The 19,993-nt window shown below is 32.2% G+C and carries 20 protein-coding genes; 9 read left to right on the forward strand and 11 right to left on the reverse strand.

The window, feature by feature from the left end:
* Window positions 1-167: 167 nt before the first annotated feature.
* On the reverse strand, window positions 168-1,646 hold the full coding sequence (gene proS, locus G0Q09_RS07070) for a proline--tRNA ligase (RefSeq protein ID WP_219034389.1): 1,479 nt from the start codon (window positions 1,644-1,646) through the stop codon (window positions 168-170).
* Window positions 1,647-1,749: 103 nt separating this feature from the next.
* Between proS and G0Q09_RS07075 the strand changes: the two genes are divergently transcribed.
* Together G0Q09_RS07075 and G0Q09_RS07080 are read left to right on the forward strand one after the other, a co-directional pair.
* Window positions 1,750-2,952, forward strand: a complete 1,203-nt coding sequence (locus tag G0Q09_RS07075) for a hypothetical protein (protein WP_219034390.1) — start codon at window positions 1,750-1,752, stop codon at window positions 2,950-2,952.
* A gap of 21 nt (window positions 2,953-2,973) precedes the next feature.
* On the forward strand, window positions 2,974-4,368 hold the full coding sequence (locus tag G0Q09_RS07080; protein WP_219034391.1) for an OmpP1/FadL family transporter: 1,395 nt from the start codon (window positions 2,974-2,976) through the stop codon (window positions 4,366-4,368).
* 91 nt (window positions 4,369-4,459) lie between these two features.
* On the opposite strand, the gene G0Q09_RS07085 is transcribed toward G0Q09_RS07080, so the two are convergent.
* Entirely contained in the window at window positions 4,460-5,215 is a 756-nt protein-coding gene (locus G0Q09_RS07085; protein WP_125349660.1) for a head GIN domain-containing protein, read from the reverse strand.
* A gap of 113 nt (window positions 5,216-5,328) precedes the next feature.
* Between G0Q09_RS07085 and G0Q09_RS07090 the strand changes: the two genes are divergently transcribed.
* From G0Q09_RS07090 to G0Q09_RS07100, 3 genes are all read left to right on the forward strand, one after another.
* Entirely contained in the window at window positions 5,329-6,093 is a 765-nt protein-coding gene (locus G0Q09_RS07090) for an exodeoxyribonuclease III (RefSeq protein ID WP_038332724.1), read from the forward strand.
* 10 nt (window positions 6,094-6,103) lie between these two features.
* A complete protein-coding gene (locus G0Q09_RS07095) occupies window positions 6,104-6,637 on the forward strand; it encodes a hypothetical protein (protein WP_038332722.1) in 534 nt (177 codons plus the stop codon).
* Between the two features lie 80 nt (window positions 6,638-6,717).
* Window positions 6,718-7,191 carry a GNAT family N-acetyltransferase gene (locus G0Q09_RS07100; protein WP_115001811.1) on the forward strand — a complete coding sequence of 158 codons (474 nt, stop codon included), beginning with the start codon at window positions 6,718-6,720 and terminating at the stop codon, window positions 7,189-7,191.
* A 44-nt stretch (window positions 7,192-7,235) separates the two neighbouring features.
* On the opposite strand, the gene G0Q09_RS07105 is transcribed toward G0Q09_RS07100, so the two are convergent.
* The 9 genes from G0Q09_RS07105 to kdsB all read right to left on the reverse strand — a co-directional run bounded on the left by G0Q09_RS07105 (window position 7,236) and on the right by kdsB (window position 15,570).
* Window positions 7,236-7,760: a DUF4136 domain-containing protein gene (locus tag G0Q09_RS07105; protein WP_219034392.1), complete on the reverse strand. Its 525-nt coding sequence runs from the start codon at window positions 7,758-7,760 to the stop codon at window positions 7,236-7,238.
* 88 nt (window positions 7,761-7,848) lie between these two features.
* On the reverse strand, window positions 7,849-8,364 hold the full coding sequence (locus G0Q09_RS07110) for an NUDIX hydrolase (protein ID WP_125349765.1): 516 nt from the start codon (window positions 8,362-8,364) through the stop codon (window positions 7,849-7,851).
* Window positions 8,365-8,383: 19 nt separating this feature from the next.
* On the reverse strand, window positions 8,384-9,271 hold the full coding sequence (gene xerD, locus G0Q09_RS07115) for a site-specific tyrosine recombinase XerD (RefSeq protein WP_180905186.1): 888 nt from the start codon (window positions 9,269-9,271) through the stop codon (window positions 8,384-8,386).
* On the reverse strand, window positions 9,272-10,855 hold the full coding sequence (locus G0Q09_RS07120) for a S41 family peptidase (protein WP_115001817.1): 1,584 nt from the start codon (window positions 10,853-10,855) through the stop codon (window positions 9,272-9,274).
* A 7-nt stretch (window positions 10,856-10,862) separates the two neighbouring features.
* Complete coding sequence (locus tag G0Q09_RS07125; protein ID WP_219034393.1) at window positions 10,863-11,306, reverse strand: deoxycytidylate deaminase; 444 nt, start codon at window positions 11,304-11,306, stop codon at window positions 10,863-10,865.
* 6 nt (window positions 11,307-11,312) lie between these two features.
* Complete coding sequence (locus tag G0Q09_RS07130; RefSeq protein ID WP_219034394.1) at window positions 11,313-13,274, reverse strand: transporter-like protein; 1,962 nt, start codon at window positions 13,272-13,274, stop codon at window positions 11,313-11,315.
* Window positions 13,275-13,382: 108 nt separating this feature from the next.
* The gene (locus G0Q09_RS07135; protein WP_221627915.1) at window positions 13,383-14,051 is read right to left on the reverse strand and encodes a LolA family protein; all 669 of its coding nucleotides are present in this window, start codon (window positions 14,049-14,051) and stop codon (window positions 13,383-13,385) included.
* A 79-nt stretch (window positions 14,052-14,130) separates the two neighbouring features.
* Complete coding sequence (locus tag G0Q09_RS07140; protein ID WP_038332702.1) at window positions 14,131-14,682, reverse strand: HNH endonuclease; 552 nt, start codon at window positions 14,680-14,682, stop codon at window positions 14,131-14,133.
* A 144-nt stretch (window positions 14,683-14,826) separates the two neighbouring features.
* The gene (gene kdsB / locus G0Q09_RS07145; protein WP_219034395.1) at window positions 14,827-15,570 is read right to left on the reverse strand and encodes a 3-deoxy-manno-octulosonate cytidylyltransferase; all 744 of its coding nucleotides are present in this window, start codon (window positions 15,568-15,570) and stop codon (window positions 14,827-14,829) included.
* A 200-nt stretch (window positions 15,571-15,770) separates the two neighbouring features.
* Between kdsB and G0Q09_RS07150 the strand changes: the two genes are divergently transcribed.
* From G0Q09_RS07150 to G0Q09_RS07165, 4 genes are all read left to right on the forward strand, one after another.
* On the forward strand, window positions 15,771-16,562 hold the full coding sequence (locus G0Q09_RS07150) for a DUF3822 family protein (protein ID WP_219034396.1): 792 nt from the start codon (window positions 15,771-15,773) through the stop codon (window positions 16,560-16,562).
* Complete coding sequence (locus G0Q09_RS07155; RefSeq protein WP_219034397.1) at window positions 16,538-17,080, forward strand: RsmD family RNA methyltransferase; 543 nt, start codon at window positions 16,538-16,540, stop codon at window positions 17,078-17,080. Before G0Q09_RS07150 ends, G0Q09_RS07155 begins: the two co-directional genes overlap by 25 nt.
* Before the next feature lie 134 nt (window positions 17,081-17,214).
* On the forward strand, window positions 17,215-19,383 hold the full coding sequence (locus G0Q09_RS07160) for a TonB-dependent siderophore receptor (RefSeq protein WP_219034398.1): 2,169 nt from the start codon (window positions 17,215-17,217) through the stop codon (window positions 19,381-19,383).
* Window positions 19,384-19,501: 118 nt separating this feature from the next.
* Entirely contained in the window at window positions 19,502-19,990 is a 489-nt protein-coding gene (locus G0Q09_RS07165) for a TlpA family protein disulfide reductase (protein WP_219034399.1), read from the forward strand.
* The last annotated feature ends 3 nt before the right edge of the window (window positions 19,991-19,993 follow it).

The following is a 19,993-nucleotide window of genomic DNA, read 5'->3' on the forward strand; positions in this document are numbered from 1 at the left end:
ACGCTTTAGCACACAATCTAAGAAAGAAAGTTGCCTAAAGAGGACAACTTTTTCTATTTTCCAAAATAATATACATTTTACCGAAATAAAAAATCCGCCTCAAATTTTGTTGTGAGACGGATTCTTTTATTTTGGAAAGTTTTTTTCACTAATTATTATTTAGCAAATTAATATGCTTTTGCATATAAAACTCTGTATTTTGCTGGTTTTCCAGAGAAAACATCTACTCCTTCAGTAGGCATTTCAAAAGCTTGAGGAATACAACGAATTGTTGCTTTCGTCGCATTTTTTATAGCTTCTTCTGTTTCTTCAGTTCCATCCCATAAAGCTGAAACAAAACCACCTTTATTTTCGATAATATCTTTGAATTCTTCAAAAGTTGTTGCTTCTGTTGTATGAGTATCTCTAAAATCTGACGCTTTTTGGAATAAATTTGTTTGAATATCTTCTAATAATTTCTCTACCTCAGTTGACACATTATCCAACGCAATAAATTGTTTTTCTAATGTATCACGACGAGCAACCTCAACATGACCTTTTTCTAAATCTTTTGGTCCAATTGCAATTCGTACAGGAACACCTTTCAATTCGTATTCAGCAAATTTCCAACCTGGTTTCGTTTTATCATCATCATCAAATTTGATCGAAATTCCTTTCGCTTTCAATTCAGACGAAAATTTATCCACCACTTGACGAATTTCTTCTAATTGTTCTTCTGTTTTATAAATTGGAACAACAACAACCTGAATTGGCGCTAACTTTGGAGGTAAAACTAATCCTAAATCGTCAGAATGCGTCATAATTAATGCACCCATCAAACGAGTAGAAACTCCCCAAGAAGTTGCCCAAACATATTCTTGTTTTCCTTCTTTGCTTGCGAATTTAACATCAAAAGCTTTTGCAAAGTTTTGCCCTAAAAAGTGAGAAGTTCCCGCTTGTAAAGCTTTACCATCTTGCATCAACGCTTCGATTGTATATGTATCATCAGCACCCGCAAAACGCTCAGAATCTGACTTTCTTCCTTTTACAACTGGAATTGCCATAAAATTCTCTACAACATCCGCATATACTTCTTGCATTTGTTGCGCTTCCGCAATTGCTTCTTCTTTTGTTTCGTGAGCTGTATGCCCTTCTTGCCATAAAAACTCGGCAGTTCTCAAAAACAAACGCGTACGCATTTCCCAACGCACAACATTTGCCCATTGATTAATCAAAATTGGTAAATCGCGGTACGACTGAATCCAACCTTTGTATGTACTCCAAATAATTGCTTCTGAAGTTGGACGAACAATTAATTCTTCTTCTAATTTTGCTTCTGGATCTACAATCAACTTTCCTTTGTTATCAGGATCATTTTTCAATCGATAATGCGTTACAACCGCACACTCTTTTGCAAAACCTTCTGCGTTTTTTTCTTCGGCTTCGAATAAACTTTTAGGAACAAATAAGGGGAAATAAGCATTTTGATGACCTGTTTCTTTAAATCTTTTGTCTAATTCTGCTTGTAGTTTTTCCCAAATAGCATAGCCATATGGTTTGATCACCATACACCCTCTAACCTTCGAATTCTCAGCTAAATTTGCTTTTACAACAAGCTCATTGTACCACTTAGAATAATCCTCAGCACGAGTTGTTAATTTTGCCATAATCTTTTATATTTGTTGATAAGTTTCGTATCTTTACTTGGCATAAAAATTGCATTTAAATTTATGCAAATTTAATTATTACAAACGATGTAAATTTATAATTATGAACAAAGTTTATAAAATTTCTAATAAAATTTCTGCAACTACATTAATTCTTGTGGCTGCATTAGGAATTTCATCTTGTTCGACTTATCAACCAAGTGGTTACGAAAGCGACGGAGTTTACTATAATCCGAAAACAGATAAAACCTATCAACAAGCTCAACTACAACATGGTAACGAGCAAGGAGAACAAGAAAATAAAGGGGAAATAAAAATTGGTAGTCCATACTTCGATGCAGAAGGAAATGGTGCTGAACAATTTTATTACCAAGATGATGTTGATAGCACAAATGATAATACTCAATCTAAATCAGCAACCAAAGTTAAAATTAACGGATATGGTTTAGGTGGTTACAATTATTTTGGAAACAACGACTATACATTAACTTATAACGGATCGAGTAATTATGACTGGGGACGTAATGATGGTGTAGAAATTAATATCTGGAACAACTATCCTTGGTACAGCTACGGATGGGGAGGTTTCTATAATCCATATCGTTGGGGATATTACAATCCTTGGTATGGTGGATATTACGGAGGTTACTACGGATGGAACAATTGGTACGGATATCCTGGTTATTATGGATATTATGGTTGGGGTTGGTATAGACCTTACTACGGAGGATATTACGGAGGTTACTACGGATGGAACAATTGGTACGGATATCCTGGTTATTATGGATATTATGGTTGGGGTTGGTATAGACCTTACTACGGAGGATATTACGGAGGTTACTACGGATGGTACAATTGGTACGGATATCCTGGTTATTATGGATATGGATATGGATACAATCGTCCAAGAGGAATTTATTCTCAACCAGGTTACAGAAATGGTGGTCGTTTAAATAACACGATTAATTCTACTCGTCCTGTTGGAAGTTTAAATGGTAGAAACAACCAAATCTCTACAGGTTTAAGACCAACTCGTGATAATACAATTAACAATACAACACGTCCAACTCGCGAAGTAAGACCGGCACAAACACAACAGCCTACTTACAACACAAGACCGACTCGAGAAGCGCAACAATATCAACAACCAACGAGAAGCTATGACAGAACAAATAGCATGAACAATTCTCGCCCATCATATTCTACACCTTCTCCAAGTAGAGGTAGTAGTATGAGTAGCGGAAGCATGGGAGGTGGTTCTCGAGGAAGTAGCACAGGAGGAGGCTCTCGTGGAGGAAGAAGATAACTAGATTTAGATCATATAAAAATGAAAAAAATATTATTAAGCCTTTGTACCTTAGCTGGTACATTGGCTTTTGCACAACAGAACAAAGGATACGAAACTCAGTATTCTACAAATGCTATAAATTTATATTCGCAAGATATTAACAGCGGAAATGCTAAATATATTGGTGTTGGTGGAGCTGTTGGTGCATTAGGAAGTGACATTACTTCTGTCGAGCAAAACCCTGCTGGATTAGGAGTAGCAATTAACTCTGATGTCCAAGTAACAGCTGGTGTTTCTACTTTTAGCAACAAAACTAATTTCGGAACAAATATCAAAGAATCTGAAAGCAATTTTGATTTCCAACAATTTGGAGGAACATTTGTTTTTGCAAATGAAGCTTCAAAATGGAATCGTTTCACAGTTGGTGTCGCTTATCTTAATCAGCGTTTAGACAATTATTCATCAATTGGAACAAATGAAGGAATTAAATTTGATAATCCAAATGGAACTTTCAATGGTTACATTAAAGATATAGATGGATACAAATCTAAATTCTCTGTTAATTTAGGAACTAGCTATGACGACAAAGTCTACTTAGGATTTGGATTAAACTTCCACGAAACTAACTATTCGGGATACGAACAATATGCAGAGCGTGATGACGACAATGGAAAAACTTATGTATACAATGCAGATGGAGCTCCATATAGTGAAATTGGGCAAGGATTTTCTTTCTCTTTAGGTGCTATTTACAAAGTGAATCACAATGTACGTTTAGGAGCGGCTTATCATTCTCCTGTTTGGTACAATGTTTCGGAAGATTATTATGCAGCAAACTTCATCAATAACGGAACTGCTGTAGTTTCTTATTATATGTATTCTTCTGATTACGATATGACACGTGGTGGTCGCCTTGTAGGAAGTTTAGGTTTTGTTGTTGGTAAAAATTTATCACTTGGTGCTGATTATACGTACCACATGAACAATGATACAAAATTAAAACCATCACAATATTTTAATTCTTCTAATAATTTTATCAATGATTTTGTAAAAAATTCAAGTGAAGTTAGAGTTGGTGCAGAATACCGTGTAGATCGTTTCAAAGTAAGAGCGGGTTATAATTATGTAACTTCTCCTTACAAAGATTTTACAATGGATATTGCAAACGAAAACAATGTTGTAACAAATGCAGCTGTTTTATCGAAAGCATTTCAAGGAGATATTAATCGTGCAAGTTTTGGTTTAGGATATGATTTTGGTGGATTCTATATAGATGCGGCTTATCAATATCAAACTCAAAAATATCAACAATTGATTGGTGGAACAGATTATATTAATACTAATAATGAATTTGTTTCTTTACCTAACACTTATGCTCCAAAAGTTAAATTAAACAACAATTTATTCTTATTGACATTAGGTTGGCAATTCTAATAAAGAAAATAGATATAAAAAATCGGATGAAATTCATCCGATTTTTTTGTAGTACTAAATATTAACTTATCATAGTTTTAAACAAAAACTATTAGTTTATTCTTTTGATAGAAGACATTCCAGAAGTGCTCACTTTCGTTTTCAAACTATTTTCGTCTACATAACGAACAGAACTCGCTCCAGAACTATCAGCAGTCAAATTATTCACAGCCCAAACTGTTGTAGAACTTGCTCCTGAACAATCAACAACTACATTCGCAGCTTTCAATTCTTTTCCAACAAATGAAGAAGCTCCCGAAACTGAAATGTTTAAATCCTGTACATTTCCAGAAATTTTCATACTTGATGCACCAGAATTATCAACCGAAATAGAATTAGAAACTACATCTAATTTCAAATTACTTGCTCCTGATAAATCAACCGCCATTTTTTCTACTTTTTGTGTTGGTAAAACGGTTACATTCGTTGCACCAGAAAGATTAAATGAACGTAATTTTTGATGAGGGAATTTAATTTTAATAGAAGAATTTTTCAAGTTTATGGTTCCATTAATTTTCATCACCAAAACACCATTTTTCACTTCAGTCGTGATTCTATTCATAATATTATCTGGCGCTTCAACCGAAATTTGACCATTATAATTACCATCCTCGACTGTAACACTTATTGCGCTACTTACGTCAATTCCTTCAAAAGAAGCAACTTTACGCGTTTCCGTTACTGTATTACTACTCGCTTCTACTCGATCTAAATAATTAGAAGCTGGTGATTTAGAATTTAAATCGACCGAACAACTCGCAAATCCTAACGAACTGAATATTAAAATTGGAAGAAAAATGTATTTCATATAGATGTCTTTTATTATATAGACGCATTAACTTCTAAAAAGTTACAAAAAATATTCACTTTATTTATCATTCTAAATCAATCCGTCATAAATATTTAGTAATTTCGCTAACTATGAAAATCATCAGTTACAATGTAAATGGAATTCGCGCTGCGATGACGAAAGGTTTGGTTGAATGGTTAGAGGCTGCACAACCAGATGTTTTATGTATTCAAGAAACAAAAGCAATGCAAGAACAAGTGGACACAAAACCGTTTGAGGAATTGGGTTATCACATTTATTGGCATGCAGCAGAGAAAAAAGGATACAGCGGAGTGGCTATTTTCTCGAAAATAAAACCAAATCATGTACAAATAGGAACTGGAATAGATTATATTGACAGAGAAGGTCGCGTTTTGCGACTTGATTTTGACAATGTTTCGGTAATTAGTTTGTATTTGCCAAGTGGAACAAATATTGATCGATTAGACTTTAAATTACAATTTTGCGAAGATTTTAAAGATTACATCAAAGAACTTAAAATCTCTCATCCAAACATTGTGATTTGTGGCGATTATAACATTTGTCACGAAGCAATTGATATTCACGATCCTGTTCGTAATGCAAAAGTTTCTGGTTTTTTACCTGTCGAAAGAGAATGGATGACTGCTTTTCTTGATGAATGTAATATGATTGATTCTTTTCGTTATTTTGTAAAAGAACCTCATCATTATTCGTGGTGGTCTTACCGTGCAAATGCGCGCAATAATAACAAAGGTTGGAGAATCGATTACAATATGGTGAGTAATACATTAGAAAAAAATATGACGCGTGCCACGATTTTACCAGAAGCAAAGCACTCAGATCATTGTCCTGTTTTATTAGAATTAGACGTTTAAGATTATATAAATGAAAAAAATTGTACTTTGTTGTTTAACACTTTTTGCAATTGCAAGTTGCGTTCCTCAGAAACAACACCAAGAATTGGAAGCTAATTATTACAGAGCTTTAGACGATCAATCAAATACATCTAAAGATTTGACATTAGCTAATTTGAAAATCGAAACTCTTGAAAAAGATTTAGCAAAAGCTAAAAGCGAATTATACATTAAAGATACAGCTTTGACAAATGCACAAGCTATGATTAGAATGGCTCAAAAAGAACATGATACTAATTTGCAAGAATTGTATTCTGCATTGAATAGTTCTGGAGAAAAATCAAAACTTTTCTATACTCAATTAAACGAAAAAGAAAAGCAAGTTGCAGAATTAACGCAAAAAGTAAAAGATTTAGATGCTAAGATTGATCAAAAAGATACAGAAATCTTCAATCTAAAAAGACAAATCTTAACACAAGAGATTAACCAAAAGGTTTCGGAAGCAACAGCTACGCCTCCTAAAACAACAACTCCAGCAAAACCAAAAACAACAACAAAAAAGTAAATATAAAAGTCTTATCATAATTGGTAAGACTTTTTTTATTCTCTAAATCGAAGTAACTTTGCAAGAACTAAAAAGTTTTAATGAAAGTTATTTGCGAAACAAAAAGTTTGGTATTACGAGAGTTTTTCGAAATTGATGCATTCGAATTATTTCAATTAAATTCTGACAAAGAATTGATGAAAATTGTCAACGAAAAACCATATAAATCTGAAGACGAAGCGAAGTTTTTTATCGAAAATATGGAGAAACATTACCAAGAACATGGTTTTGGTCTTTGGGGTGTTCACGAGAAAAAAAGCGGACGATTTGTTGGCTGGGGAGGTTTGCGTCAAACAAAATACGGCGCAGTTATCAACATTCGTCTGAAACGTAAATTTCAGAATAAAGGTTACGGAACAGAAGTTTTGAATACGATTGTAGATTATGCAAAAAATGAATTGAAATTAGATAAAATTGCTGCAAAAGCAAATGCAAATCAACCCGAAACGTTGAAACTTTTACAAAAATCTAAACTTCAACAATCAGAAGAAAACGAATTAATTTTTAAATTATAAAAAACAAAAAAGCCTTGAGATATTTATTTCTCAAGGCTTTTTTATTATTTCTTTTTAGGTGGAAATTTTTGTAGCAATTTCGTTACACCTTTCTGAATATTTGCTGCACGAACTTCTGGCGAAGCTTTCAAGGGCATTTGAATTTTCAAGGTTCCTTCCCAAACTAATCTTCCTTCATCCTTCATAGAAATCGTATAATTTTGATTTAGTTTTTGAGACATAATCGGAATTCCAACCGAAACTCCACCTCCAAAACCATAACCACCCGTTCCCATTCCAATTCCTACATTTGAATTTTGTTGTTTCGAAACAAACTCTTCTGGTTTAACCTCTAATGTTAAACTCCCTTCATTCGATTTCTGAAAACCTCTGTACAACATTCCTTTTTCGATCGACGAATATAATCTGACAGAATCTAAATCATTCAAACCTAAGTTTCCTGTTTGCGTAAAAGAATACGTTCTATTTGTTTCAAAATCAAAATCTCGGTCATAATCTACCGCTATATTTTGCGTGCTACATGAAACAATTGTTAAAAATAACGCGCTTAGTAAAAGTATTTTTTTCATTGTTTTAATTTTTAAGATGAGAACCTGAAACAAGTTCAGGTTGACATACAGGTCATATTGAACTCGTTTCAACATCGCATCACATTAGTTATTTCAAAGAATTAATATAAATTTCCACTACTTTTCTCAACGAATCAAAACCTATTTCATCTAAATTAATTTCGTTGATAGAAACCCACTTTACTTCTGCTATTTCATCTTTTTCAAGCGTAATTTCTTCGTCAGGAAAATCAGCAATAAACGCTAAATCACACGTTTTATATGGAACTTCTTTGTACTCGTATGTATTAGGTTGAGATAAAAAATAGTTGAAATTCTCTAATGGAATTTTAATTCCTAATTCTTCCTCAATCTCTCGTTGACACGTTCTTTCTGCCGATTCATTTGGATCTGTAAAACCTCCAGCTAAATCTAACATTCCTTTCTTTGGATCTCTATTTCGAACTGTAAAAAGGATTTTATCTTCTTTTTTTAGAATAACCGCCACAGCAGCTGCCACATTTTGATAATAAACCAAATCACAATTGTTGCACGACATTTTTCTAAAATCAAAATGATCGATAGAATGTCCACAATTTGGACAAAATTTAAACGATTTTATCATCTTTTTAGGTTAATGATTATTATTTATTTCTTGGATGAAATTTGATAATCGCATCTCGAATAAATTCTTGATCAACATGCGTATAAATTTCAGTCGTCGTAATACTTTCGTGTCCCAACATTAACTGAATTGCACGAAGATCTGCTCCATTTTTCAATAAATGAGTCGCAAAAGAATGGCGAAATGTATGCGGACTAATTGTTTTTTTAACTCCAGCAATTATCGATAATTCTTTCACGATTGTAAAAATCATCACACGTGTAAGGTTTTTACCTCGTCTATTTAAGAACAAAAAATCTTCGAAACCAGCTTGTATAGGAAGATGAATACGAATACTTTCTTTGTACAAGTTAATATATTTTATCGTATAATCGCTAATCGGAACCAGTCTTTGTTTGTTTCCTTTCCCAATGACACGAATAAAACCATCATCAAAAAAAAGATCAGAAATTTTGAGATTTATCAATTCCGAAACACGCAAACCGCATCCATAAAGCACTTCTATAATCGCACGATTGCGCTGTCCTTCTGGTTTTGATAAATCAATTACTTCAATCATTTTATCAATTTCTTTTTCAGAAAGCACATCAGGAAGTTTCATTCCTATTTTTGGAGTTTCGAGCAAAGAAGTTGGATTATCTTCTCTAAAATCTTCGAGTTGTAAGTACCCAAAAAAGCTTTTCAAGCCAGAAATCACACGCGCTTGCGAACGCACGCTATATTCACTCGATGCAAAATCGTGTACAAAATCCCTCAAATCATCTTGTGAATAATCTAAAGGTTGTTTATCAGAATAATTAATTAATTTTTGAATATCGCGTAGATAACCTTCAATTGTATTGGCAGAAACTCTTTTTTCTAATTTCAGATACATTTGATAGTCATACAAAGCATCTTTCCACAGCATTTACTTCGTTATTTTTTCAAGTTCAAAAATACGCTTTATCATTTCATCTTCGGGCATCCAAACTTGATAAAATGCACGCGAACCATATAAAGTTCCAGCAATTGTGGCTTTCATGTAGTTATCAACAGTTGTTGAAAAGACAGGGTTAAACTCATTTGAAGGAATTCCTAAAACACCTAAAAACTCATTTCTATACATTCCAGCACTGAAATATTTCAAATAAATTGCTTCGTTATGAAACATGAAAAAATCGTGAATTGAATAAATTTTCTTGAATAAAAAATCATTAAAATAATTTGTATCTTGATTATAATACAACCAATTCGAAACCGAATTTGTATCTAATGCAACAAACTCATCAGGAATAATTCCACCACCGCCGTAGACTTTTTTACCTGAAGGTGCTGTAAACTCTAAATCTTTATTGATTTTGATTGAATCTTTACTGTATAATTCACCCGACTTTAATCGTTTGTATAAATCGTCACTATATTTCGCTGTTTTTTTATCAAATGGTTTTTGAATAGATCGACCAGAAGGCGTGTAATAATTAGCAACAGTCAAACGAACTTTGGTATCATCGCCTAAATTAATCTCGCGTTGCACCAAACCTTTACCAAACGAACGACGACCAACGATAATTCCGCGTCCATAATCTTGTAACGCTCCCGCAACAATCTCACTCGAAGAAGCAGAATTTTCGTCCATTAAGACGTAAATTTTTCCTTGTTCGAAAAGACCTTTATTTGTAGCGTAAATATATTTTTTACGTTTTTGTTTGTCTTGTGTGTAAACAATCAATTCGTTTTTCGTTAAAAATTCATCGGCAATCTCTTCGGCAATATGCATGATTCCACCTGGATTTCCACGTAAATCAAACACCAAAGTTTTCATTCCTTGATCCAATAAATTTTGTAAACCTTCGTGAACTTCATTTGCAGAATTTTCGGAAAAACGAGTCAATTTAAGATAACCAATATCTTTCGTTAACATATGTTTTCCAGTAACCGTAGGAATTGGTACAATCGTACGATTTAGCGTAACAGAAATTGGTTTTTGATCGCGAATAACAGATAATTTAACTTCCGAACCCTTTTTTCCTTTCAATAAACCTTCAATCGTTTTATTATCTTTTGCAACCAAAGATTGATCATCTGCAGCAACTAATTGATCTCCAAACTCTAGTTTACCATAATTTTTCGTTCCAGGTAATGTACGTTCAACAACAATGGTGTCATTCATTGTACGAAATTGAATACCAATTCCAACAAATTCACCTTTCAATTGTTCTTCTGCCTTTTGTACAGAAGCTTTGTCGATATATGTACTATGTGGATCTAGCTTGGCAACCATATAATGAATCGCATCATCAACCAAACTATCCGAATTAACATCGTTCACATATTCATTGTCAATCAAAGAAACTAATCGACGAATTTTTTGTTCGTTATCCGAATATTGCAAACCTACAATATCCTTGTTTTCATCGAACGCAAAGTCGTATTTTTTCCCAACCATAAAACCGATTAAGAAAATAATCATCACAACTAATACGATATTAATAACCTTGAAAAAACTTCTCATTGAAATGTTAACTGTATAATTCTTCTTCCGTAATTTGTCGAATTGTAATTCCTGATTTTTCTAAAAACTCTAACCCAGAAAGATCTTTGTATTGTTGAATGTAAACGATGCGCTTTATACCTGCTTGCAAAATAAGTTTGCTACAATCTGTACAAGGCGAAAGTGTAATATACAATGTCGCTCCTTCTGCAGATTGTGTAGACGTTGCACATTTTAGAATTGCATTTGCTTCGGCGTGCAAAACATGCCATTTTGTATTCCCTGCTTCGTCCTCGCATTTGTTCTCAAAACCACTTGGCGTACCATTGTAACCATCAGAAATAATCATTCGATTTTTAACAATAATTGCACCAACTTTTTTGCGTTCACAATAGGATAGATTCGCCCATTCAAAAGCCATTTTAAGATAAGCTTTATCGTAACGTAATTGTTTTTCAAAGTTTGTTTCCATTTCTAACTAAGCTTCTTCTTTGTTTTTTGTCCATAAAGGCGGAATAAAAAATGGTAATGGGTTTCGGAAAAATGCTTTTAATGTATGTGAAATCATCGTAAAAATCTTATAAAAAGGAATATTATTAGATCGCATTGCCATTAATAATGATAAGATAAAACTAACTAAGAAGTTGCTCCAACCAACCATGAAAATTGCAATAAAACCTATAATCATTGGTCCAATATCAAAATGATAGCCCATTCCTCCAATACCAATCGCGAAGTTTCCTGAAACGAAAGTAATGTGTCGAATATCGAAAGGTTGACCTGTAAAATCGCCAATCAAAAAGGCACATCCCATCATAAAACCGAATGCAACATTACCGACAACTCCTCCCATATTTTTCTCAAACCAATTCGAAATTCTTCTTCTTCTACGTTCTGAAAATGATTTCTTCAGAATTGGATGATTATAAATACGTTCTGGAATATTATGAAAACGTTGATTATTAATTGTAATTCCAGAAATTAATCCTGAAAGGAATAAGAAGACTCCAGCAATTGCTCCGAAGTAAAAAATATGCCAATCCATTATCACTACTTCTTCCCAATAATGATACGCTTTAGAATATTTTAAAACTTCTAATCCTAAGATTTCGTTGAGTAAATAAAATATTCCTAATGAAACCACAAAACCTGCAACAACATTTCCTAAAAAAGCAATCATTTGGCTTCTTACTAATTGCGCAAATAAAGTTGTAAAATCTTTCACATTCAGTTCAGAACCAGAAGTCAGCACAAGCGAACGAGCTAAACGAGCTGCTGTCATAGAAGGCTGTTTTGTAGCAAGCGTCATATGTGTCAAATAAATCGTACAGAAACCAACAGCGTAATTAATACTAAAGAAAAATGCTTTAAACAATGGCGATGTATCATGTATATTTCCAATTCCGGTTTTGATAAAACACAAAAAAGAAACAATAAAACCACCTCCACAAGCTGTCCAAAACATCTTGTTATACTCTTTGGCTGTCTGCGTAATATATTTTTCTCCTGTCTTACCATTATGATAAGTAACTAAGAAAGTGATTAAATAAACCGTAGAACCTAACTGATTACTCATAAAATTCTTTGGTGCATAAAATTCAACCCATTTCTTTGTTGCAAGACTATAGAAAGAAATTATTCCGTGTAATCTTAGTTCATTATAACTATTTAAAATTGTTTGCAAACGAACTAATTGTTGTTGCAAACGATTGATTTTTGATGCAACTTTCAATGAAATTCCTTTGTAATCTTTTTGTGTTAAAATATCATTTAACAAATGTTTACATTTCGAAATACTTTCTTTGATTTCTAACATATCAAAGCCAGCTTGTGGATTTTCGATAATGTTACTAATCTGCATCGAAAGTTTAGAGAATGGATTATCAAGATAATTAACCTCGTTACTGTAACGCATCATTTCTTTATCCGAAAATCCTCCAGTAATACGAACCGTCAAAATAGAAATTGCTTGTAAAAGCTGATTCTGAATATTGTTAACGTTTCCTTTAAAATTATCTGGTTCGATATCTTGATACAATACTTCGAAAAATTTTCGCCAACGATCTCTTGGAATAATTCGGATTGCTGATAAGTTTTTCGAATTATAAAAAATCTCATTTACCACAGAAGTTAATTCATTATTATCTTCGATATCTGGTAAAAGAGAATCCATTATTTTCTTTCGAAAAATGGATAATAAATTATCTTCCAGATGAATTCCACTATCTACTAAATAGCTAACGAAATTGATTTTCCCGAATGTATTTTGAAGTTCTTCGCGAAAAATTAATCGATATGTAGGGTTATTTTGAAGTTTAGAAATTAGATCATCTATAAAAGAAATTGAATCTGGATAATCTTTTCTTGCTTTCTCTAATAATCTTAGAAAAAAGCTCTTCTCGTATTTTTTATTTTGATCAAATATAGAGTCTAAAGCCATATTTTAATTTCTTCATTCAGAGTACAAAAGTAAAAAACTTATACTACCTAAGCAGTATAAATCAACAGAAATAAAAAAGTGATTCTTGATGAACCACTTTTTATATATTTAGAATTTAAAATTTTTCTTATCTATTGCTGGGTTGATTTTTATGTCATTAAATTTTATCACATATTCTCCTCCATCAACTGGTTTTCCTACCACTTTTGTGGCAAAAGATAATCCGTTATACGTCTTGAAATTAGAGTAATAAAGTGTTTCGTCTTTATTTTTTTCCATTACAATTTCGTACGAATTTTTATCAAAACAATATATTGTAGAATTTGTATTTTTTGTTAATTCTATTTTGTAACAGCTATTATTTTGATCGTATTTATCTACACCTAAGTATTTTACTTTAAATCCTTTTTGTTTATATTTCAAAATATCCGAATCAAAAGAGTCTGGTTTATAATCTTTTACAGCTACATTTTTCTTAGCAACTTCACTGTATGTCCATCCCATTCTACCATCATATCCTTCGTTCAAGATTTCTTTTCCATTCATCACAAACACTACTTTTTTGTTGTAAGGGCGTTGATGATAAACAATCATTGGATAAGAATCTCCAACATTTATAATGGCTTCTCCTTTTAGGATAATACTGTTCAAATTATTCCAAGCTGCTTCACCTCCTGTTTTTTGAATATGAGTTTCGATTATTTTCTCTGCATTTTGTGCAAATGTAGTCACAGAAAATAATGAAATCATAAGCGCGCTAAACGTCAATTTCGACATAAGAACTTTTTTAATTTTTAACAATCTGTCGAACAAGATATAAAAACTAATTTAAAGTTCTGTAAAGAAATATTGTCTTTTAGTCTTTTTTAACTTCTATATGAGCCCAATTTTCACCTCTTAAAATACGGTAAACCTGACCTTGAGAAATATTAAATTGTTTTGCTAGTGTAGAAATTTTTGTTTTTCTATTTGGATCAATTAATTTCTTTTTCAGACGAATAACTTGTGCTTCTGTCAACTTACTATTTGGAATACTGTCTAAACGAGAACGTCCTTTCATCATTCTAAATAAATCCTTGTTGTGCTCTTTCCATTCGTCCAATGTTGCCCATTTCAAATTATCCATTGCGTTGTTTAATTTGTTATGATCCAAATGCACTACATATTCTTTATTGTCTTTATTTGGTAAAAAAGTTTCGGCAACCATTTTATGTACATATTTAGCTGTACGTTTTCCGTCTGCTTTTGTTACCCAAATCGCACGATAACCATTGTTAATCGCTCCTTCTAAGATTTTGTATTTATCTTGTCCTGTGTATAATTTTTTTACAAGACCATCTTTTGAAACTAAAAAGGATCTTTTTTCAATTAATCCTTCTGCTTCGTATTCTTTCCATGAATCACTCATAATCACTATTTTACTTATTTACTCCATTTTACAACAACATTCATACCGAAATATTTTTTTAAGTATTAATTAACTTAATTATTTCATTTCCACGTCAAGTATAGCTGATTTTAGGGCAAATATAAATCATAAAAAGTTTAAAGATTATTTTTTAACAATAGTGGATAAGTACTTTTTTGCACGCTCTAAATCTTCTGGTGTATCAATTCCTACTCCTATCGATTCGGTTTCAATCACTTTAATCTTCATTCCATATTCCAAATAACGTAATTGTTCTAATTTTTCTGCACGCTCATTTTGACGCATTTCAAGTGTTGAAAACTTCAACAAGGCTTCTTTTCTAAATGCATAAATCCCTAAATGACGAAAATAATTTGGTGTAAAATTAGTTTCACGTGCAAATGGAATTGATGAACGCGAAAAATAAAGCGCAAAATCATTGATATCAGTGACTACTTTTACAAAATTAGGATTGTTAATATCTTCTTCTTTTGTTATGGATTCTTTTAAAGTCGCCACATCTACAGTTTTTCCTAATTCACTATCAAAAGAGGATAAAATATCTGCCAAAGCTTTTTCGTTCACAAATGGTTCATCGCCTTGCACATTTAGGATAATATCGCATTCTATATCTTGTATAGCTTCTGCAATTCTATCACTTCCTGTTTCGTGATCTTTGATACTCATAATTGCTTTTCCATTGTGCGAAACAATTTCATCAAAAATTAAATCAGAATCTGTCACCACAAAAACATCGTCAAACAAATTGGTTGCGACAACATTTTCGTACGTCATTTTTATCACAGTTTTATCGCCCAATTGTTGCATTAATTTACCTGGAAAACGTGTTGCTGCATAACGAGCTGGAATTACGGCTATTTTTTTCACAATTTTTAATTTCAAATTTCTGTAAATTTAAAATAGATTCGGCTGAAATGCTTCTTTAATCAACAAAATAATTATAGTATCTTTGCTAAAATAAATTTTCTGTATGAAGATTGCTTTCAAAATTTTGTTATTTTTGATTTCATTAGGATTAATATATATCTTAATCAACGAGTTAAAAATTCAAGGATAAAGAAAAATTTATGTCAAAAACAACTCAACATTCGTTAGCGATTTTACTATCTCACGATATGCTTAGTTATATTACCAAAACAACCGACGGAGAAACGACTTCGTACTCGGATGTGTATGACTATTCGGTAGATTTTACAAATCTTAACAAAACGGAAATTGAGATTGAACATGAATTGCGTTCTAATTTGACTTTGCTACAAGAATATGATTATGTGCATATTTGTTTTTTGTCGACAACTGTAAATGTTGTTCCAAATCTCTTTGCGCACAAACCTTTCGAGGAATTGTTATCACTTTCTAACTATAGTCCTGTAAAATTAGCAATCGATTGTCCTTTGGAAAATGTAGATGCTTCAATTATCTACAATATTCATTATCCGCTAAAAGATATTTTGCTTTCGTTACCGAATTTGCAAAATGCACGTTTGTATCATTCGGGCAAATTCTTGGTAGATTATGGAATGATTAATTCTAAAAACGATGAAATTTATATCAATTTAATGCATCAAAAATTAGAAGTTTGCGTGTTGAGCAATGGAGAATTTATTTTTTATAATCTATTTGAAACAAAAACGAAAGAAGACTTTTTGTTTTACATTTTGTATACATTAAATCAATTAAATATTAGTCCAAATACCGTTTCGTTATATGCTTTTGGTGATATCTTAAATTCGCCAGATTTTTACGAAACTTTACAAAAATATGTGCGTCATATTTCGTTTAACGAAGCAGACAAACAACTTGGGCAATATTTTACATTATATAAATTATTCGAATGCGAATCATTTCAGGAACATTAAAAGGAAAAAGAATCACAGCACCAACTAACTTGCCGGTGCGCCCAACAACAGACTTCGCGAAAGAAGCTTTATTTAATATCTTAAACAACGAATGGTATTTCGACGAAATTACCGTTTTAGATTTATTCTCTGGAATAGGAAGTATTTCATTAGAGTTTGCTTCGCGTGGAGCAAAAAAAGTAACTTCGGTTGATAATTTCTATGGTTGTGTAAAATTTTTGGACGAAACAGCGAAACAATTAAAATTAGATGATGTTATCTCGACTGTAAAAAGTGATGTCATTAAATATTTGGACAAACAACCTATCAAAAAGTTTGATATTATTTTTGCTGATCCTCCTTACGATTTGGATGTAGAAACTTACAAAAAAATCCCAAATTTGGTTATCGATAATCAATGGTTAGAAGAAGGTGGAAATTTTGTTTTAGAACATCCTTCAAGCATTTCTTTTGAAGAGCATCCAAACTTTGTACAGCACAAAAAATACGGAAACGTACACTTCTCTTTTTTCGAGTAAACATCCATTTTCTTAAAATATTTAACAAAATCGACTGATAGATGATATCTATCAGTCGATTTCTTTTTTTTATTTATACTAAGTCTAATTAAATTTGCAGCATTAATTTTATTTAGAATAAATATACATAACATATGAAAAGGAATAAACTTTTACTAGCTACACTTACTATACTAAGTTTTTCTACTGCGTTCGCACAAGAAACAACGAAAGAAAAAAAAGATTCAATTAGCAATCTACAAGAAGTTGAAATTTTTGGAGATCGTAACAAGAATCAAAGAGGTTTAGAAACAATTACACGTTTTCCTGCAAATCCTCAAGATCAAGTTCAATCTATTTCAATTATTTCTGAAAAGTTAATTGAAGAACAAGGTGCACAAACAATCACGGATGCAACTCGTAATGTACCAGGTGTTACGTTATTTGGAAATTATGGGGGTATTCGCGAATCGATGTCTATTCGTGGATATAGAGGAGTTCCTGTCTTAAAAAATGGTGTTCGTATGGACTCTGATTTCCGTACAGGATCTGCTGTTATTGATATGGCTGGTGTAGAATCTATTCAAGTTATTCGTGGTTCTGCTGCGGTTACACAAGGAATTGGAAATGGATTAGGTTCTGCTGGTGGTGTAATTAACGTTACAACAAAAACGCCACGTTATATTAACCAAGGACATATTTCTGCACAATATGGAAGCTGGAATACTTTCCGTTCTACATATGATATTCAACGAACAGTTACAGAAGATAAAAATTTAGCTTTCCGTTTAACAGGTTCATATAACAATGGAGATAGTTATAGAGATGTTATTAACAGTAATTCTTTCTATGTAAATCCATCTATGGCTTGGAAAATTGATGATAAAACTGAATTTGTTGCTGAGTTTGATTATTACAAAGGAGATAAAACGCCAGATCGTGGAACTATCAATTTAGGAGATAATTTTACTGAAGCTTTATACGATATCGGTGATAAATTTATGGGATATGATATCGATAATACCGAAATCAAAAACTATTCTTACGCTGCTCGTATTACAAGACAGTTAACAAATAATATTAGTGCTAGAGTTGCTTACTTTAGTAACTTCTACAACAGTGACCAATTAGGAGCAACGTTAGCTTCACCAAAAGGAAGTACAGAATATAACATTCGTAATCGTGGATTAGGTCGTTCTTTTAGAGATGATAGAAACTCGACTTTACAAATTGACTTGATTGGTAAAGATATGAGATTTGGTGATTTCAAATGGAATTGGCAAGCTGGATATGATTATACAATCAACCGTTTAGAAACAAGAACTGCAGATGGTATCGGAACTATTGATCAAATTGATGTTTTCAAAGATATTAACCATTCGATCAACTTAACTCCTGAGCAAGAAGCTAAATTAGCTTGGAACAAAGACAAAACAAATCTATCAAGAGGTTATTCTTACGGATTTATGACACAACATCATTTCTCTTATAAAGATTTAATCACATTTGTTGGAGGTTTACGTTATAGCTATTTAATCGATAACCACGATGGTGTTGTAGATCCTGTTGTTGGTTTAGTTGTTTCTCCTTGGAGAAATGTAAATGCTTACATTACTTATGCAACAAACACAAGTTTACGCTCTGCTTTAAACATTATGACTGATGGAAGCAAAGCTGGACCTTCTGTTACAGATCAAGTAGAAGTTGGTGTTAAAACACAATGGTTCAACGACCGTTTACGTGCAAACGTAGTTTACTTCAACATGAACAACGATAACTTAACATTCGAAACATACGAAAATCAAACAGCAACTGGTTTATACGAAAAAGCTGGTAATTTGAGACGTAAAGGTATCGAGTTTGAAGTTGCTGGTCGTCCATTACCAAACTTACAAGTTATGTTAGGATATGCATACTTAGATGCTGGTTACCACGATTCTCCTCAATATGTAGAAGATTCAAGACCATCTAATGCGCCTTACAATACAGCAAATGCTTGGGTTCAATATAAATTTATTGAAAATAATTTCTTGAATGGTTTCACTGTTTCTGCTGGTGTTTACTACGTAGGTTCAAGACCATCTAACGAACAAAGTTTAGATCGTGATGCTCATGGTAATTTCTACGGAGGAAGCAAACCTTTCTTATTGCCAGATTATTATACATTAAATGCGCAAGTTGGATATTCTATGAAAAGATTTGACTTCCGTTTATTCTTTAATAACATTACAGATCAGTTAGGATACAATTCTTACTTCCGTGGAGGTTACATCAACCAAATCGATCCATTTAATATGGCTGCACAAGTAAATTTCAAATTCTAATTTTCTCAGAGTTAAACATATTTTTAGCATTTATTTAATAGGAAAACGACAGTTTTATAAACTGTCGTTTTTATTTTGGATAGAATTGACTAACTTTCGTCAAAATTTTTCTTAAAACATGAAAACAAAAATTACTGCTTTATTGATATTCTTTTGTTCGATTTTTACATTTGCACAAACAGAAAATACGCTAAAATCTATTCCAGAATTTTCTTTTGTAAAAATGCAATCCGAAGGAATTTTCAGTTCAAAAGATATCAAAAAAGGAAAACAAACGTTAATCGTTTTATATTCGCCAACATGTATTCACTGCCAATTAGCCTTGAATCATTTTAGCAATAATTACGAAGAACATTTAAAAAACACTCAGATTATTTTGGTTTCTGAATACGAAGCAAAAGACGCTATCCCTTTCCTAAAAGAGCACGCATCTAATTTTGTAAACAATAAAAATGTAGAATTATTATATGATTCTAATTACGAATTTGGTCCAATTTTTCAACCAACTTCTATTCCTACATTTTATTTATTCGACAAGGATAAAAATCTTGTTACAATCAAAAAAGGTTCTGTAGAAGCAAATCAAATTTTTAAATATTTGAAATAATTT

Source organism: Empedobacter falsenii (genome assembly GCF_019308355.1).
Taxonomy (GTDB): Bacteria; Bacteroidota; Bacteroidia; order Flavobacteriales; family Weeksellaceae; genus Empedobacter; species Empedobacter falsenii_B.

What these genes read in the sequence shown, in the direction of transcription:
- G0Q09_RS07140 (WP_038332702.1), bottom strand. Translation starts at nt 14,682, where the DNA reads ATGAGTGATTCATGGAAAGAATACGAAGCAGAAGGATTAATTGAAAAA.
- G0Q09_RS07085 (WP_125349660.1), bottom strand. Translation starts at nt 5,215, where the DNA reads ATGAAATACATTTTTCTTCCAATTTTAATATTCAGTTCGTTAGGATTT.
- G0Q09_RS07155 (WP_219034397.1), top strand. Translation starts at nt 16,538, where the DNA reads ATGCGAATCATTTCAGGAACATTAAAAGGAAAAAGAATCACAGCACCA.
- G0Q09_RS07165 (WP_219034399.1), top strand. Translation starts at nt 19,502, where the DNA reads ATGAAAACAAAAATTACTGCTTTATTGATATTCTTTTGTTCGATTTTT.
- G0Q09_RS07080 (WP_219034391.1), top strand. Translation starts at nt 2,974, where the DNA reads ATGAAAAAAATATTATTAAGCCTTTGTACCTTAGCTGGTACATTGGCT.
- G0Q09_RS07125 (WP_219034393.1), bottom strand. Translation starts at nt 11,306, where the DNA reads ATGGAAACAAACTTTGAAAAACAATTACGTTACGATAAAGCTTATCTT.
- G0Q09_RS07160 (WP_219034398.1), top strand. Translation starts at nt 17,215, where the DNA reads ATGAAAAGGAATAAACTTTTACTAGCTACACTTACTATACTAAGTTTT.
- G0Q09_RS07075 (WP_219034390.1), top strand. Translation starts at nt 1,750, where the DNA reads ATGAACAAAGTTTATAAAATTTCTAATAAAATTTCTGCAACTACATTA.
- G0Q09_RS07130 (WP_219034394.1), bottom strand. Translation starts at nt 13,274, where the DNA reads ATGGCTTTAGACTCTATATTTGATCAAAATAAAAAATACGAGAAGAGC.
- proS (WP_219034389.1), bottom strand. Translation starts at nt 1,646, where the DNA reads ATGGCAAAATTAACAACTCGTGCTGAGGATTATTCTAAGTGGTACAAT.
- G0Q09_RS07110 (WP_125349765.1), bottom strand. Translation starts at nt 8,364, where the DNA reads ATGATAAAATCGTTTAAATTTTGTCCAAATTGTGGACATTCTATCGAT.
- G0Q09_RS07090 (WP_038332724.1), top strand. Translation starts at nt 5,329, where the DNA reads ATGAAAATCATCAGTTACAATGTAAATGGAATTCGCGCTGCGATGACG.
- G0Q09_RS07105 (WP_219034392.1), bottom strand. Translation starts at nt 7,760, where the DNA reads ATGAAAAAAATACTTTTACTAAGCGCGTTATTTTTAACAATTGTTTCA.
- xerD (WP_180905186.1), bottom strand. Translation starts at nt 9,271, where the DNA reads ATGCTGTGGAAAGATGCTTTGTATGACTATCAAATGTATCTGAAATTA.
- G0Q09_RS07135 (WP_221627915.1), bottom strand. Translation starts at nt 14,051, where the DNA reads ATGTCGAAATTGACGTTTAGCGCGCTTATGATTTCATTATTTTCTGTG.
- G0Q09_RS07150 (WP_219034396.1), top strand. Translation starts at nt 15,771, where the DNA reads ATGTCAAAAACAACTCAACATTCGTTAGCGATTTTACTATCTCACGAT.
- G0Q09_RS07120 (WP_115001817.1), bottom strand. Translation starts at nt 10,855, where the DNA reads ATGAGAAGTTTTTTCAAGGTTATTAATATCGTATTAGTTGTGATGATT.
- G0Q09_RS07100 (WP_115001811.1), top strand. Translation starts at nt 6,718, where the DNA reads ATGAAAGTTATTTGCGAAACAAAAAGTTTGGTATTACGAGAGTTTTTC.
- G0Q09_RS07095 (WP_038332722.1), top strand. Translation starts at nt 6,104, where the DNA reads ATGAAAAAAATTGTACTTTGTTGTTTAACACTTTTTGCAATTGCAAGT.